This is a genomic window from Chelativorans intermedius, from assembly GCF_025398255.1.
GTDB lineage: Bacteria > Pseudomonadota > Alphaproteobacteria > Rhizobiales > Rhizobiaceae > Chelativorans > Chelativorans intermedius.
Window position 1 is genome coordinate 1 of sequence record NZ_JAODNW010000041.1, and the last position, 15609, is coordinate 15609.

10 protein-coding genes and 2 pseudogenes are annotated in these 15609 nt (G+C 65.8%); 1 reads left to right on the forward strand and 11 read right to left on the reverse strand.

Annotation, left to right across the window (positions count from 1 at the left end):
- Window positions 1-61: 61 nt before the first annotated feature.
- Window positions 62-754 (reverse strand): annotated as a pseudogene (locus tag NYR58_RS19185) (HAD-IC family P-type ATPase); the annotation flags it as partial.
- Between the two features lie 24 nt (window positions 755-778).
- Window positions 779-1615 carry a universal stress protein gene (locus NYR58_RS19190; protein ID WP_261522759.1) on the reverse strand — a complete coding sequence of 279 codons (837 nt, stop codon included), beginning with the start codon at window positions 1613-1615 and terminating at the stop codon, window positions 779-781.
- 305 nt (window positions 1616-1920) lie between these two features.
- Here NYR58_RS19190 and NYR58_RS19195 point away from each other — a divergent pair, with 305 nt between their 5' ends.
- Window positions 1921-3099, forward strand: a complete 1179-nt coding sequence (locus NYR58_RS19195; protein WP_261522760.1) for an IS110 family transposase — start codon at window positions 1921-1923, stop codon at window positions 3097-3099.
- A 21-nt stretch (window positions 3100-3120) separates the two neighbouring features.
- On the opposite strand, the gene NYR58_RS19200 is transcribed toward NYR58_RS19195, so the two are convergent.
- From NYR58_RS19200 to NYR58_RS19240, 9 genes and pseudogenes are all read right to left on the reverse strand, one after another.
- On the reverse strand, window positions 3121-5811 hold the full coding sequence (locus tag NYR58_RS19200; protein ID WP_261522761.1) for a bifunctional acetate--CoA ligase family protein/GNAT family N-acetyltransferase: 2691 nt from the start codon (window positions 5809-5811) through the stop codon (window positions 3121-3123).
- An 85-nt stretch (window positions 5812-5896) separates the two neighbouring features.
- Entirely contained in the window at window positions 5897-6427 is a 531-nt protein-coding gene (locus NYR58_RS19205) for a DUF2478 domain-containing protein (protein WP_261522762.1), read from the reverse strand.
- 29 nt (window positions 6428-6456) lie between these two features.
- Entirely contained in the window at window positions 6457-6744 is a 288-nt protein-coding gene (locus NYR58_RS19210; RefSeq protein ID WP_261522763.1) for a hypothetical protein, read from the reverse strand.
- A gap of 7 nt (window positions 6745-6751) precedes the next feature.
- Window positions 6752-7639, reverse strand: coding sequence for a peptidylprolyl isomerase (locus tag NYR58_RS19215; RefSeq protein WP_261522764.1), 888 nt, complete (start codon window positions 7637-7639; stop codon window positions 6752-6754).
- Entirely contained in the window at window positions 7636-8361 is a 726-nt protein-coding gene (gene narI / locus NYR58_RS19220) for a respiratory nitrate reductase subunit gamma (protein ID WP_261522765.1), read from the reverse strand. Before narI ends, NYR58_RS19215 begins: the two co-directional genes overlap by 4 nt.
- Window positions 8354-9061 (reverse strand): nitrate reductase molybdenum cofactor assembly chaperone, encoded by a 708-nt coding sequence (gene narJ, locus NYR58_RS19225; protein WP_261522766.1) that lies wholly within the window; start codon window positions 9059-9061, stop codon window positions 8354-8356. Before narJ ends, narI begins: the two co-directional genes overlap by 8 nt.
- Entirely contained in the window at window positions 9061-10584 is a 1524-nt protein-coding gene (gene narH / locus NYR58_RS19230; RefSeq protein ID WP_261522767.1) for a nitrate reductase subunit beta, read from the reverse strand. The genes narJ and narH overlap by 1 nt, the downstream gene beginning before the upstream one ends.
- Entirely contained in the window at window positions 10581-14309 is a 3729-nt protein-coding gene (locus tag NYR58_RS19235) for a nitrate reductase subunit alpha (protein WP_261522768.1), read from the reverse strand. Before NYR58_RS19235 ends, narH begins: the two co-directional genes overlap by 4 nt.
- 13 nt (window positions 14310-14322) lie before the next feature.
- Window positions 14323-15531: pseudogene (locus NYR58_RS19240) on the reverse strand (MFS transporter); the annotation flags it as partial.
- Between the last annotated feature and the right edge of the window lie 78 nt (window positions 15532-15609).

A 15609-nucleotide genomic window follows, 5' to 3' on the forward strand; every position in this document is an offset into this window, starting at 1 on the left:
AGAATTGACGGCGCGTGAACACCGCCATGATATGCCGCCCCTCAGGGCATCACCAACTTTCGCTCATTACTCGCGCGATCATGCGGGAGAACCTCTCCAGCCGGATCATCAATGGCGGGCGGGAGACGGAGCGTCGGCCGATCTGATCGGCGATTCTGCCGAGCGCCGTCGCCGTTCCCGTTGCCTTGGCAAGTCCCCTGCCGCGCCCGCGGGTGATCATGGTCCCGGCAAAGACCATCGGCTCCTTCGCTCCGGCGGCCTTCTTCACGGGCGCAGACTCGCCGGTAAGCAGCGACTCGTCGCACGAGAGATCTTCCGATTCGAGAAGTGCCAGGTCGGCCGGCACGCGCACGCCGGCCTCCAGAAGAACGACATCGCCCGGCACGATCCGACGGGCATCGATCTGTCGCGCCATGCCGTCGCGCAGCACGGTGGCGTGGGGTTCCTCCAGGCTGCGCAGGCTCGCCGCGGCCCGGCTGGCGGAGTATTCCTGTCCGGCACCGATGATGCCGTTGAGCAGCAGCACCGCGCCGATGAAGATCGCATCCTTGATGTCGCTCAGCACCAGCGAGATGACGGCAGCGGCCAGAAGGATATAGATGAGCGGGCTCAGGAACTGGCGCAGAAAGATCGCGATGAGGGGGGTCGGCCGCGGCTGCGGAAGCGTGTTGGGGCCGAAGCGTTCCAGCCGCTCGGCGGCCTCGGCCTCGCTCAGTCCTGCAGCCTCGCAGGCTTGCGGCGTGGTCACCGTCATGCCGAGCAATGTCCCAGGGCGGGCCTAGTGGGCCATGAAGACGGGCAGGTCGGTCTCTTCGATCATGGAGCGCGTGACACCGCCGAAGATGCGCTCGCGAAGCCGGGAGTGGCTGTAGGCGCCCATCACGATCATGTCCGCCGCCATGTCCACGGCGTGGCGGCGCAAGGTCTGGGCGACCGGCCGGCCGCCACTGGGCAGGCGGTCGACGACGACCTTGGCGCCATGCCGCGCCAGATAGGCGGCCACATCCGCGCCCGGCTCGATGTCCAGGCCATCCTCCGCTGCCCGGGGGTCGACCATGGTAACGTGGACTTCCTCGGCCGCGGCGAGGAGGTCCAGCGCCTCGCGCATGGCGCGTGTGGCTTCCGACCTGCCGTCCCAGGCAAGCAGGATCCGCTTGGGTGTCAGGGTCGCACCTGCGGCTTGCGGCGTCAGCAGCACCGGGATCTGGGAGATGTACAGCGAGCCCTTGAGCACCATCGTCTTGAGCTCGTCATCGGCGGCCATCTCCGGTCCGATGAGGGTGACATCCGCGTAGCGCCCGCGTCTTCCCACCATGTCATCGGTCCACGACCGCTCCACATATTCGCCGTCCGCCTCGGCCGAAAGGCCGCTTTCGGCGAGGATTGCCCTGATCTCCTTCAGCCGCATTCCAAGCCGGTCGATCTCTGCCTGCCGCTCTTCAAGCCAGGACTCCGTCATGACGGCCGCATATTCGCTGACGGGCGGTGGCGGTGCGAGCGAAAGCACCAGCACCACCAGATGGGCCTCTGCCTGCCGGCACAATTCGATCGCCAGGCTCAGATCGTCGTCGGAGTGCTCCACGCCGATCACGCTCAGAACCACCTTGACGGTCATCGCAACTCTCCTTTGCGGCAGATTTCTGCATCCGCCCCTCTTCTACAGCCGCTGGCGGCGAGACCCCTTGCGCTGGATCAAGCCGCCTTACCTCTTTTCAATGCGCCCCTGATGGTGGGAAGCTGCTTGGGCGCAGGCGATGCGGGTATGGCTGTCATGCTGGCTGTTCCCGATGGCTCGGAGGGCTGGGCCGCCCGCATCGCCGCCCTTGATCGACCGCTGATTACGCGATGCCCTTGATGGCTTTGTAAGGCGATGCCGGCGAGACAGGGCATGCGGGTCCGGGGCAACGAGGGAGGATCGCCATGCGGATTTCTGTGGGAATGGATGTCGCCAAGGCGATCCACTGGGCCTGCGCCGTCGATGAGGCAGGCCGGACGCTGCTCGACCGGGCGGTGGAGAATACGCCGGAGGGGATCGCCTCCTTCGCGGCCGATCTGCGCGCGCTCGGCGGCGAGCCGGTCATCGGCCTCGACGTGGTGGGCTCCTTCGCCCATTTTCTCGGTGCGTCGCTTCTGGCCGAAGGCTTCCGCCTCGTCCATGCGCCGGGCATCGCCGTCAACCGGGCGGGCCAGGGCTTTGCCGGGGGCGAGCGCAAGTCCGATCCGCGCGACGCCCGCACCATCGCCGACCTGGTGCGCACCCGTGACCTGCGCCCGATCCTGCCGGACGACGAGACGGTGACGGCGATCCGCCTCAAGGTCGGCCGCCGCCGCGACCTGATCCAGGAGCAGACGCGCCGCATCTGCCGCCTGCGCGCGCTTCTGAGCAGCATCCACCCGGGGCTCGAGCGCGATCTCGACGTCACCTGCAAGGGACCGCTCGTGCTCCTGACCCGCTACGTCACGCCCGCCGAGATCCGGCAAGCGGGCAAGCGGCGGATCAAGGCGCATCTGGCAAGAACCCCGCATGTGCAGGGCGCCGAGGCGCTGGCCGACCATGCCCTCGCCACGGCGCGCGCCCAGATGCTCGCCGTGCCCGGCGAGGCAGCCATGGCCGAGCTGGTGCGCGAGCTCGCCATCGAGGCGCTCGAGGCCCGGACGAAGATCGCCCGCCTCGACCGCGACCTCGCTGCCCTGCTCGTCGTCCACCCTGACGGCGCCCTCATCCAGTCGCTGCCGGGGATGGGGGCGGTGCTCGCGGCAGAGTTCATCGCCTGTGTCGGCGACATCCGGCGCTTCCCCTCGGCCGATGCGCTGGCCTCCGCCGCAGGGCTCGCTCCGGTGATCCGGCAGTCGGGACGAAAGGCGGGCTGGCGGCGCACCTACGGCGGGGACAAGGCCCTCAAGCGCGTCTTCTACCAGGGCGCATTCTGCGCCGTCTGTCGAAAGGACCCGCTCTCCAAGGCCTTCTACGACCGCAAGCGGCGCGAGGGAAAACACCACACCCAGGCACTCATCGCCCTCGCACGTCGACGCGTCACCGTGCTCTGGACCATGATCCAGCGCCGACAAACCTACGATCCTCTCATCAAAGCTGCTTGACTTCCGCATTACGCAGCCCTCTCAGCGGCGGGGTGCAAGCGGAAGCGCCACCAGGCTGGTGCCCGGCTCGCCGGCGTGCGATTGCACCTCGAACCCGAATTCCCGGCACATGGAAAGCATCTTCGTGTTCTCGCTCAGGACGAACCCCTCGATGCGCGACAGGCCCTCTGCCCGTGCATAGTCCACGAGATGGGCAAGAAGCGCCCAGCCGATGCCCTGTCCCTGAAGATCGGTGCGCACCAGAAGCCCGTATTCGCCGACGATGCCGTCGGGATCCGACGACAGCCGTGCGATGCCTGCGAGCGCGCCGGTGTCCCCCTGCAGCGCCACGAAGGCGATTTCGCGGGCATAGTCGAGCTGGGTGAGCCGCAGCAGCATCTCCTGCGGGAAATGCCGGCGCGGCGCCAGAAAACGCAGACGCATGTCCTCTGGCGACACCCTTTCGAGGAACGGCGGGTAGAGCGATACGTCCGAGGGCTTGATGGGGCGCAGGTGGTAGTCCCGGCCGCCGATCCTGAGGGTCTTTTCCCAGTCGCTCGGATAGGGCCGGATGGCGAGTCTCGGGTTGGGGCCGCGGCGTTCTGCCTGTGTCGGGTCGATGGCGATGCGTGCGTCGAGCGCCATCACGCCGCTGACGTCGGCCAAAAGGGGATTGACATCGACGGAGAGGATTGCGGGAAAATCGACCACAAGCTGCGATAGCGCGTTGAGCGCGCGGACGATGGCCTGCCTGTCGGCTGGCGGGCGGTCGCGATAGCCGGCAAGCAGCCGCCCGATGCGTGTGCGCTCGATCAGGTCTGCGGCAAGAACATCGTCGAGCGGGGGAAGGGCGATCGCCACGTCGTCCAGCACTTCGACCGCGGTTCCTCCCGCCCCGAACAGGATCGTGGGGCCGAACATGGCATCCTGGCCAATGCCGAGGATGAGTTCCTGCGCCCCTTTCCCGTCGATCATCGGCTGGACGACGAAGCCCTCGATCTCGCCGGACCGTCCATGTCTTTCCAGATTGCGCTCGATAGACATTGCCGCCGTCTTAGCTGCCTGCGCATTCTCGATGCCGACAACGACGCCACCGACATCGGATTTGTGAGTGATCGTTCTGGAAAGAAGCTTCACCACCACCTTTTCGCTCTTGTGGAGCAGGCGGTCTGCCGCCTTGCCGGCCTCCTGCGGCGTGCGGGCGATTGCCGTCTCGGGAACCGGAATGCCGTAGGCCTCGATGACCGCCTTGGCTTCCGGTTCGGTGAGCATCCGGCGGTTCTCGCGGGCGACCTGGCGCAGGATGGAGCCTACGGTATCCGCATCGCCGCGCACGTCCTCGCTGCGTGTGGCGGGAACACGCATCAACTGTTTCTGCGCGCGCGCCCAGCGGCTGAGATAGGCGGCCGCAGCCGCCGTCTCACCGGGCGTGGCGAGGCTTGCAACACCCTTGTCCTGAAGGATGCGGCGGCCCTCGCGGGCGGTCGTCTCGCCAAGCCAGCAGGCCAGCACGGGCTTGCCGTTCACAAGCCCGGCGGTGGCCATGTCGGCGACGGCCCGGGCCGCCTGCGCCGGAGAGGCAAGAGCGGTCGGACAGTTCATGACGATCAGGGCATCGGTGTCAGGATCTTCCGCCACTGCCTTGACGGCGGCGATGTAGCGCTCGGACGGGGCGTCGCCGATGATGTCCACCGGGTTGGCGCGTGACCAGCCGGCGGGCAGGCTCCTGTCCAGGGTCTCGATGGTGCTGGCCGACAGATCGGCAAGCGCGCAACCGAGGTCGAGCAGCCGGTCGACGACCAGAACGCCTGCACCGCCTCCATTGGTGACGATGCCGATGCGGGAGCGGTCGAGCTTCGGGAAGCGCGCCACCGTTTCGGCAGCGGCGAACAGCTCGCCAAGACCAAGGACGCGCAGGATGCCGGCACGGGAAAGGGCTGCCTCCACCACCCTGTCGGAGCCCGAGAGGGCGCCGGTGTGGGTGGCGGCCGCCTGGGCGGCCTTGGCGTGCCTGCCGGCCTTGACGGCGATCACCGGCTTGATGCGGGCTGCGGCGCGCGCCGCGGACATGAACTTGCGCGGATCGGGAATGCTTTCGAGATAGAGGAGGATGGCGCGCGTCGCCGCGTCGCCGGCCAGCAGGTCGAGACAGTCGCCGACATCCACATCGGCCATGTCGCCAAGGGAGAAGATGCGGGAGAAGCCGATGCCCTCCTCCGTCGCCCAGTCGATGAGCGAGGTGGTGATTGCCCCGGATTGGGAAAGCAGGGCAAGTCCCCCGGTACCGGGGTTCATGTGCGCGAAGCTGGCATTGAGCCTGGCCCGCGGCACGATGAGCCCGATCGTGTTGGGCCCGATGATGCGGAAGAGATGCGGTTTCGCCGCATCCAGCATGGCTTGCCTGAGGCCGTTTTCCCGGGTGAGGCCGGCGCTGATGACCACGGCGCAGCGGCAGCCCTTCTCGCCCAGTTCCCGCACGATGTCCGGTACCGTTCCGGCAGGCGTGGCGATGATCGCCAGGTCCGGCGCCTGCGGCAGGTCGCGCGCATGCGCATGACAGGTCACGCCGCAAACCGAGCGGTATTTCGGGTTGACGGGCCACACTTCGCCGTCGAACCCGCCGGCCAGGATGTTTTCCATGACGATCCGGCCGACGGAGTTCTGGCGGATCGACGCTCCGATGACGGCGACCGACCTGGGATCGACCGTCTTTTCGAGATTGCGGATGGTCATGGGATCGGGCTCGCCATTTGCGCTCAGCCTATCACCAACATGCCGATCGCGCACCGTTTCAGGGGCTTGTTGCGGCAGCGGGGCATCACATCGGCTCGAGATTGAGATGCAGGGCGGCATGGCACCAGCCAAGGACAGCCTGCCTTTCGGCGGGCAACCGCACCGCCAGGCCCCCATGGAAATCTTCCCAGGCACCGGCATACGCGTCGCGAACCGCGGTCAGGATGGGAATGCCGGCCAGCATTACCCGCTCGATGACCGGGCGCAGGCCGCCGCCTTCGGCTTCCGATTTGCCGAAGCGGTTGAGGATGAGAAGGTCGGCCCCCGCATCCAGGGCGTCTTCCAGGCGACGTGCGGCCTGCGCCAGTGCCCCGGGATCAAGGCGGCAGCCGCGTGCGTGGCGGCCCAAATCCTGAGAGATCCTCACGAGCGCGCCATCGCGAAGATCGCGCAGCCGCGTCATCGGGCGCTCGCCGCTGCCATGCTCTTCCTGCACGATGCCGGCGATGCGCGACACCGCGGGACGCAGGATGGCAGCCGTCTCGGCCAGGATTGCGTCGACGGGCACGCCGGCTGTCGCGCGCATGGCTGCGATCTGTGGCAGGTCGGGTCGCATGGGCTGATGTCCTTTCCTGTTCGACGGGTTCAGGCTCTTGTCTCCGCCTGGCTTGCCCAGTGCCGCAGGATCGCGTGGAGTGCTGCAAGGCCTGGGTCTTTGCTGCGTCCCATGATGCCGACAAGCTGAAGCCAGACATCATCGTCGGCCTGGTCGAGAAAGCCGCGCACGATCCCCGCCATGCAGTCGGCCGCTGTGATGTCCCGGGCGGTGGCATATGCGCGGATCGTGGCCTCCAGCGCCGCATCGTCCAGCGCGGCAAGGGTCTTTGCGGCGACCTCCGGGTGGTCGAGACGGGCGATAAGGTCCCCGAACATCGCACCCTCACTGCACGAGCGGCGTGTCGGCGCCGCCGAGCTTCACACCTGTGATCGTGGCTCGACCGGCAAGCAGGCAGATGTACTGCGCCGCAGCACGGCGCCAGACGGCCTCTGCCAGAAAGGCGGCGATCCGGTCGCGCACGATCTCGAAGGGGAGGGTTTTGCCCTCGATGCGACGATCAAGGCGGATGATGTGCACGCCATATTGCGTTTCGATCGGAGTGGCAGCGATCTCGCCGGGTTCCAGCCGGTCGAGGGCAGCGGCGAAGTCCGGCGTAACATCGGCACGCGTGAACTGGCCGAGATGGCCGCCATTCCCTGACGATGAACAGGCGGAAAGCTCCCGGGCAAGGTCTGCAAAGCGTTCGGGATGAGCGTCCAACAGTTCCAGTGCCTCTCTGGCGGCCTCGCGCGCCGCGGCAAAGGCCGCCTCGTCCCGCCGGTCGGCCGAGAAGAGGATATGCGCCGCCTCGAAGACATCCAGGCTTCTGAAACGATTGCGATTCTTCTCGTAGTAGCGCCGGCAGGACGCTTGATCCGCCTGCGGCACGACGATCTCCCGGTCGAGCAGCGCGCGGATGAGGGCTTCCTCGTCGGTCTCGCGACGGCCTTCTTCATCCTCGACCGGTTGCGCCACGAGATCGAGCCGGCGCGCCTCCTGCACGAGCAGCTCGCGCACCGCCAGCGCGCGTGCTGCCTGTTGCCAGGCCGCCTGCGGCTGCTCGGCCGGGTGGTTCTGTGCTTCCTGCGCGATGGCCGAATGGGCGATCACCACGCCATTCACGCTCACCGATGGCCGGGGCGCGAGGGGGCCGGTTACGGATGTGCGCTGCGGCGGCTGCGCACCGCCGTCCTGGGGCCCACGACGGTCGATCAGGAGGGTGGCGGTCATGTCTGCCTGGCCTGTTCTGCGGCACGGCGGCGCTGCGGCTGTTTCGTGCGCACGATCTGATAGCCGCGTCGGCCGAGATACCAGACAGGGGCGCTCCAGATGTGCACCAGCCGCGTGAAGGGGAAGATGAGGAAGATCGTCATGCCGAGAAAGAGATGCGCCCGGAAGACGGGATGCACGTCGGCGACATAATCGGCCACGCCGGGCTGGAGGGTGACGATCCCCTGTGCCCAGTTCATGAACTTCAGCATCTCCTCGCCGTCGAGATGCCCTGCGGAGACGGGGATGGTTGCAAGACCGAGAATGAGCTGGATGTAGAGAATGACCAGCACGGCGATGTCGCCTGGGCCTGAGGTCTTGCGTATGCGTGCATCGAAGAGCCGGCGATGCAGGAGCATGGTGAGCCCGACGAAACAGGCGATGCCGGCGAGACCGCCGACCGTCATGGCGAGAATCTGCTTGGCGCTGTGGGACACGCCCAGCGCTTCCCAGATGCGGATGGGGGTCAGGAGGCCGCCCATGTGGCCGAGCAGGATGATGAGGATGCCCGCGTGAAACAGGTTGGAGCCCCAGACGAGCTGCCGCCGGCGCAGGAGCTGGCTTGAGGAGCTTTTCCAGGAATATTGCTCGCGATCGAAGCGGATGAGGCTGCCGAAGAGGAAGACGGTCAGGCACAGATAGGGGTAGAGGCCGAAGACGGCGTAGTTGATGTGTTCAAACATTGGCCTTGTCTCCCATGATATCGGCTGCGGCAGCGTCGCGCCGGTGGGCGCGCAGGCGCGCTGCCAGCCTCTCGCGCGAACAGCCATCAAGGGCTTCGCCCGCACCGAAGGTCACGGCGGTTTCCTCCCAGGCGGCATCGAGCGCGGCGAGATCGTCGGGGTGGGCGTCCTCGTGGTCCACCAGCGGAACCTGCTCGCCCGTGCCTGCCAGATCGGCAATCGCCGCAAGCACCGCCGCTTGGGGGGCTTTCCGCTTCTCCAGCCGGTCATGCAGCGCGGCCACGATGTGCGCCGCTTCGGATAGATGCGCGGTCGCCTCCTGCAAGGGCAGGATGGAAAGGAACTCCAGAAAGAGCGGCAGGAAATCGGGAAGCTCTCCCGGTGCCATTTCCAGGCCGTGACGGGCATAGAGTGCCTTCAGATCGACCATGGCCTGGCCGCGGTCGCGGGACTCGCCGTGGACATGCTCGAAGAGATTGAGCGAGAGGGCGCGGGAGCGATCGAAGAGCTGCACATAGGCTTCCTGAAGCTCGTAGATGTCGCTTCCTGCCATCCAGCCCGAAAGCCGGCAAAGCGCGTCCACGTGGCCGCGCGCAAGCAGCCCTTCCTCGCGCAACGCGGATTCGATGTCGGGCAGCGCGGCAAGGAGGTCGGGCGTCGGATAGGAGAGCAGCGCCGAGAGCGCCTTGAAGGTTTTCATCAGGCAATCTCCATCGGGTTCCTGGCCTTGCGCTTTTTGCCGCCGAACAGGCTTGCCTCGCTGTCGCCGTCCGTGCAGCCATTGCCGAAGGAGAAGCCGCAGGAGCCGCGCAGGTCGTAGGCGTCCTCGCCCAGCTCGCGGTGGGCGGTGGGGATGACGAAACGGTCCTCGTAATTGGCGATGGCCATGATGCGGTACATCTCCTCGATCTGATTGCCGGAGAGGCCGACCCTGTTGGCAATTGGTTCATCTCTCACGCCGTCCACCGTCTTCGCCCGCATGTAGGCGCGCATGGCGAGCATGGTCTCGAGGGCGTTCGCAACCGGCTCCTCGTCGCCGGCGGTAAGCAGATTGGCGAGGTATCTGAGCGGGATGCGAAGCGAGCGCACGTCCGGCATGTCACCGTCGAGGCCCATCTTGCCGGCCTCGGCGGCCGACTGGATGGGCGAGAGCGGCGGCACGTACCAGACCATGGGCAGGGTGCGGTACTCGGGATGGAGCGGGAAGGCGACCTTCCATTCCACCGCCATCTTGTAGACCGGGGAGCGCCTGGCCGCCTCCAGCCAGGCATCGGGCACACCATCGGCGCGGGCGCGGGCGATGACGTCCGGGTCGCTGGGGTCGAGGAACAGGTCGAGCTGGGCCTGGTAGAGGTCCTTCTCGTCCGCCGTGCCTGCCGCCTTTGCGATGGCATCGGCATCGTAGAGCAGCACGCCCAGATAGCGGATGCGCCCGACGCAGGTCTCCGAGCAAACCGTCGGCATGCCCGCCTCGATGCGCGGGAAGCAGAAGGTGCATTTCTCCGATTTTCCGGACGACCAGTTGTAATAGATTTTCTTGTAGGGGCAGCCGGAAATGCACATGCGCCAGCCGCGGCACTTGTCCTGGTCGATCAGGACGACGCCATCCTCCTCGCGCTTGTAGATGGCGCCGGAGGGACAGGCGGCCACGCAGGTGGGGTTGAGGCAGTGCTCGCACAGCCGGGGCAGATACATCATGAAGGTGTTTTCGAACTGCCCGTAGATCTCCTTCTGCACGCCCTCGAAGTTATAGTCCTTGGAGCGCTTCTCGAACTCGCCGCCCAGGATCTCCTCCCAGTTCGGCCCCCATTCGATCTTCTCCATGCGCTCGCCCGTGATGGCTGAACGCGGGCGCGCGGTGGGAAACGCCTTGGACTCGGGCGCGGTCTGGAGATGCTCGTAGTCGAAGGTGAAGGGCTCGTAGTAGTCGTCGATCTCGGGCAGGTCGGGATTGGCGAAAATGTTGGCAAGCACGCGCCACCTGGCGCCGATTCTCGGCTCGATCGAACCGTTTGCCCTGCGCTTCCAGCCTCCCTTCCAGCGCTTCTGGTTTTCCCAGTCCTTGGGATAACCAATGCCGGGCTTGGTCTCGACATTGTTGAACCAGGCGTATTCGACGCCTTCGCGGCTCGTCCAGACATTCTTGCAGGTCACCGAGCAGGTGTGGCAGCCGATGCACTTATCGAGGTTCAGGACCATTGCGATCTGAGCGCGGATCGTCATTGAGCGGCCTCCGGGTTTTCTTCCATCCAATCGACCGCGGCCATCTTGCGCACGATCACGAACTCGTCGCGGTTGGAGCCGACGGTGCCGTGATAGTTGAAGCCATAGGCCTGGTGGACATAGCCGCCGATCATGTGGGTCGGCTTCAAGACCGCCCGGGTGACGGAGTTGTGAATGCCGCCGCGCTGGCCGGTGATTGCCGTGCCAGGCGTGTTCACGATCTTCTCCTGGGCGTGGTACATCATGCACATGCCGGGATTGACGCGCTGGGACACCACGGCGCGGGCAACCAGAACGCCGTTGCGGTTGAAGACCTCGATCCAGTCATTGTCGCGGATGCCGGCCTTCCTCGCGTCGTCCTCCGAGATCCACGCCACCGGTCCGCCGCGGTTGAGCGTGAGCATCAAGAGATTGTCGGAATAGGTGGAGTGGATGCCCCATTTCTGGTGCGGTGTGATGAAGTTCAGCACCACATGCGGGCTGCCGTCGTGGTTGTGCTCCAGCGCCTGCTTTACGGTCTTCAAGTCCACCGGCGGCTTCCAGGTGACGAAGCCCTCGCCGAAGGCACGCATCCACAGGTGATCCTGATAGAGCTGCTGGCGGCCGGTCAGCGTGCGCCATGGGATCAGCTGATGCACATTGGTGTAACCGGCATTGTAGCAGACATGCTCGCTCTCGAGCCCTGACCAGATTGGCGAGGAGATGATCTTGCGCGGCTGGGCGACGAGATCGCGGAAGCGTATCTTCTCGTCCTCTTTCGGGATGGCCAGGTGGGCGTGATCGCGGCCGGTGCGTTCCGACAGCGCCTTCCAGGAGCGCACCGCCACCTCGCCATTGGTCTCCGGCGCCAGCGTCAGGATGACCTCGGCAGCGTCGATGTCGCTGTCGATGCGGGCAAGGCCCCTGGTGGGACCATCCTCGCTTACCTCGCCATTCAGCGCCTTCAGAATCTGTGTCTCATGCCTGGTGTCCCAGGCGATGCCCTTGCCGCCATTGCCGAGCTTTTCCATGAGCGGGCCAAGCGCGGTGAAGCGCCTGTAGAGGTTCGGATAATCGCGCTCCACCACCGCAACCTGCGGCATGGTGAGACCGGGAACGGGCTCCGTCTCACCCCGCTTCCAGTCCTTCACATCGAGCGGCTGGGCCAGTTCGCCGGGGCTGTCGTGCAGGATGGGTGTGAGCACCACATCCTTCTCGAGGCCCAGCACCTCCGGCGCCACTTCCGAGAATTTCCTCGCAATCCCCTTGTAGATGTCCCAGTCGGTGCGCGAGCCCCAGACCGGGTCCACCGCTGCCGTCAGCGGGTGGATGAAGGGGTGCATGTCGGAGGTGTTGAGGTCGTTCTTCTCATACCAGGTGGCCGTCGGCAGCACGATGTCGGAGTAGACGCAGGTGGTGGACATGCGGAAGTCCAGCGTCACCAGCAGGTCCAGCTTGCCCTTGGGCGCCTCGTCGCGCCAGGCGACTTCCTTCGGCTTGTCCTGGCCTTCCTCGCCCAGATCCTTGCCGAGCACGCCGTGATAGGTGCCGAGCAGATGTTTCAGGAAGTATTCGTGCCCCTTGCCGGAGGAGCCGAGCAGGTTGGAGCGCCAGACGAAGAGGTTGCGCGGCCAGTTGTCCGGGTGGTCGGGGTCGTGGCAGGCAAGCTCCAGCTCGCCCGTTTTCAGCGCCCTTGCCACATAGTCCTTCGGCTCAAGGCCGGCCGCCTCGGCCTTTGCGGCAATTGTCAGCGGGTTGGTCTTGAGCTGCGGGGCGGATGGCAGCCAGCCCATGCGCTCGGCGCGCGCATTGTAGTCGATCAGACTGCCCGACCAGTCGCCATCGGGCGCGGTTGGCGAGAGGATTTCGGCGACCGAAAGCGTCTCGTAGCGCCACTGGTCGGTGTGGGCATAGAAGAACGAGGTGCTGTTCATCTGCCTTGGCGGGCGGCTCCAGTCGAGCGCGAAGGCGAGCGGCAGCCAGCCGGTCTGTGGCCGCAGCTTCTCCTGTCCCACATAGTGCGACCAGCCGCCGCCTGACTGGCCGATGCAACCGCATAGCACCAGCATGTTGATGATGCCGCGGTAGTTCATGTCCATGTGGTACCAGTGGTTGAGCCCGGCTCCGACGATCACCATGGAGCGGCCATGGGTCTTTTCGGCATTGGTCGCGAACTCGCGTGCCACGGTCACGATTGCCTGGCGCGGCACGCCGGTAATCTTCTCCGCCCAGGCGGGCGTGCAGGGCACGTCCTCGTCGTAGGAGGCGGCGGCACTTTCGCCGCCCAGTCCCCGGTCGATGCCGTAGTTGGCGCAAAGCAGATCGAAGACGGTGGCCACCAGCGTCTCGCCGTCCTTCAGCTTCATGCGCGTGGCGGGCACGTTGCGCACCAGCACCTCGCCATGCTCGGTCCTGACGAAATGCTCGCTCGCCCGACCGCCGAAATAGGGGAAGGCTACGGCAACGGCCTCGCTGTCTTTGCCGATCTGGCTGAGCTTGAGGCGGACGTCGCGGCCCTTGCTGTCTTTCTCCTCCAGATTCCAGCGGCCCTTTTTGCTGTCCCAGCGGAAACCGGCCGTTCCCCGCGGCGCGACAACCCTTTGCGAGATCTCGTCGAGGGCGATCGTCTTCCAGTCGGCGTTCTCGCTCTCGCCGAGATTGCGCGCGAAGTCGGAGGCGCGCAGGAAGCGTTCGGGCACGTAGGCGCCGTCCTTCTCGACAAGCCGCACCAGCATCGGCAGGTCGGTGTATTTGCGCGCATAGTCCGCGAAATAGGGCACCTGCCGGTCGAGGTGGTATTCCTTCAGGATCACGTGGCCCATGGCGAGCGCCAGCGCCGCATCGGTGCCCTGCTTGGGCTGCAGCCAGATGTCTGCGAATTTCGTGGCCTCGGCATAGTCCGGCGAAACCACGGCGCTCTTCGTGCCCTTGTAGCGCACTTCGGTATAGAAGTGTGCGTCCGGCGTGCGCGTCTGGGGTACGTTGGAGCCCCACAGCATGAGGAAGCCGGCATTGTACCAGTCGGCGGATTCGGCCACATCCGTCTGTTCGCCCCAGGTCTGGGGCGAGGATGGCGGCAGGTCGCAGTACCAGTCGTAGAAGGAAAGACAGGTGCCGCCGAGCAGCGACAGGTAACGCGTGCCGGCGGCGTAGGAGACCATGGACATGGCGGGGATGGGCGAGAATCCCGCCACCCGATCCGGGCCGTATTTCTTCGCCGTATAGGCGTTGGCGGCGGCGATGATCTCGTTGACCTCGTCCCAGTCTGCCCGCACGAAGCCGCCATGGCCGCGGATCGAGGTGTAGGAGGCGCGCCTGTCGGCATCCTCGACGATGGAGGCCCATGCGGCCACTGGCGCCTTGTCCTTGCGCGCCGCGCGCCACAGTTTCAGAAGCCGGCCGCGCACCAGCGGATATTTCACGCGGTTGCCGGAATAGAGATACCAGGAATAGCTTGCCCCGCGCGCGCAGCCACGCGGCTCGTGATTGGGCAGGTCCGGCCGCGTGCGCGGATAGTCGGTCTGCTGGGTTTCCCAGGTGACGATGCCGCCTTTCACATAGATCTTCCACGAGCAGGAGCCGGTGCAGTTCACCCCATGGGTGGAACGCACGATCTTGTCGTGCTGCCAGCGTGCACGGTAGCCGTCCTCCCAGTCGCGGCTTTCGCGGGTGACGATGCCGTGGCCTTCGGAGAAGGTGCCGACATTCTTGCGGAAGAAGGCAAGGCGGTCGAGGAAATGGCTCATTCGGTCGCTCCGTTCATTCGGCCGCAGGGACGACGGGGGTCTCTGGAGCGCGCTCCAATGCGTGAAGCAGGCCGCCGCGGCGGGTGTAGAAAAACCAGGTGACGAGAAGGCAGCTCACATAGAAGGCGAAGAAGCCCCAGAGTGCGGCTTCCACCCCGCCAGTCAGCGCGATCGAGCTGCCATAGCTCTTGGGGATGAAGAAGGCGCCGTAGGCAGCAATCGCCGAGGTGAAGCCGATGATGGCAGCGGCCTCCTTCTCCGCCTGCTTCAGCCGCTCCGGCGGGCTGAGACCGGGTTCAAGCCTTGCAATCTCCTGGCGCATGATCGCCGGGATCATCTGGAAGGTGGAGGCATTGCCGACGCCGGTGGCAAGGAACAGAAGCATGAAGCTTCCGAAGAAGCCCCAGAAGGCATGGGGCTGATCCCTGATGCCGAGGAAGTAGAGCACGCCGAGCACCCCTGCCATCATGGCGACGAACACCCAGAAGGTGACGCGCCCGCCGCCATAGCGGTCCGAGATCCAGCCTGTGGCCGAGCGCGAGATGGCGCCGACCAGCGGTCCGAGAAAGGCAAGCTGCAAGGCGTCAACGGCGGGGAACTGCGTCTTGGCAAGCAGGGGAAAGCCCGCCGAATAGCCGATGAAGGAGCCGAACGTGCCGGTATAGAGCCAGCACATGATCCAGTTGTGCTTGCGACGGAAGATGATGGCCTGTTCGGCGAACGACGCCTTCATCGAGGCGATGTCGTTCATCCCGAACCAGGCCGCGAAGGCGGATGCGGCGATGAAAGGCACCCAGATGAAGCCTGCATTCTGAAGCCAGACCTGTGTGGTGGCGCCGTCCTCGACCACGGTCTGCGGTGCGCCGCCGAGCGAGCCGAACACCCCCGCCGTGATGACCAGCGGGATTGCGAACTGCACCACGCTGACGCCGAGATTGCCGAGCCCCGCATTGAGCGCCAGCGCGTTGCCCTTCTCGGCCTTGGGAAAGAAGAAGGAGATGTTGGCCATCGAGGAGGCGAAGTTGCCGCCGCCGAAGCCGCAAAGCAGCGCCAGCCCCAGGAACACGACATAGGGTGTCTCGGGATTTTGCACGGCAAAGCCGATGCCGAGTGCCGGCAGCATCAGCGACCAGGTGGCGAGCGTCGTCCAAAGGCGCCCGCCGAAAATGGGCGGCATGAAGGAATAGAAGATCCTCAAGGTTGCGCCCGAGAGGCCGGGAAGGGTGACCTGCCCCTTTTTTCAGGGCCACTCGTAAGTCGAGCCTGTTCTCCTTTTGTGTGCCATCATTCGGCGGCGTGA

Coding starts and splice junctions, on each gene's coding strand:
- NYR58_RS19215 (WP_261522764.1), bottom strand. CDS start 7,639: ATGACCGCCACCCTCCTGATCGACCGTCGTGGGCCCCAGGACGGCGGT.
- NYR58_RS19195 (WP_261522760.1), top strand. CDS start 1,921: ATGCGGATTTCTGTGGGAATGGATGTCGCCAAGGCGATCCACTGGGCC.
- narH (WP_261522767.1), bottom strand. CDS start 10,584: ATGACGATCCGCGCTCAGATCGCAATGGTCCTGAACCTCGATAAGTGC.
- NYR58_RS19235 (WP_261522768.1), bottom strand. CDS start 14,309: ATGAGCCATTTCCTCGACCGCCTTGCCTTCTTCCGCAAGAATGTCGGC.
- NYR58_RS19205 (WP_261522762.1), bottom strand. CDS start 6,427: ATGCGACCCGACCTGCCACAGATCGCAGCCATGCGCGCGACAGCCGGC.
- NYR58_RS19190 (WP_261522759.1), bottom strand. CDS start 1,615: ATGACCGTCAAGGTGGTTCTGAGCGTGATCGGCGTGGAGCACTCCGAC.
- NYR58_RS19210 (WP_261522763.1), bottom strand. CDS start 6,744: ATGTTCGGGGACCTTATCGCCCGTCTCGACCACCCGGAGGTCGCCGCA.
- narJ (WP_261522766.1), bottom strand. CDS start 9,061: ATGAAAACCTTCAAGGCGCTCTCGGCGCTGCTCTCCTATCCGACGCCC.
- NYR58_RS19200 (WP_261522761.1), bottom strand. CDS start 5,811: ATGACCATCCGCAATCTCGAAAAGACGGTCGATCCCAGGTCGGTCGCC.
- narI (WP_261522765.1), bottom strand. CDS start 8,361: ATGTTTGAACACATCAACTACGCCGTCTTCGGCCTCTACCCCTATCTG.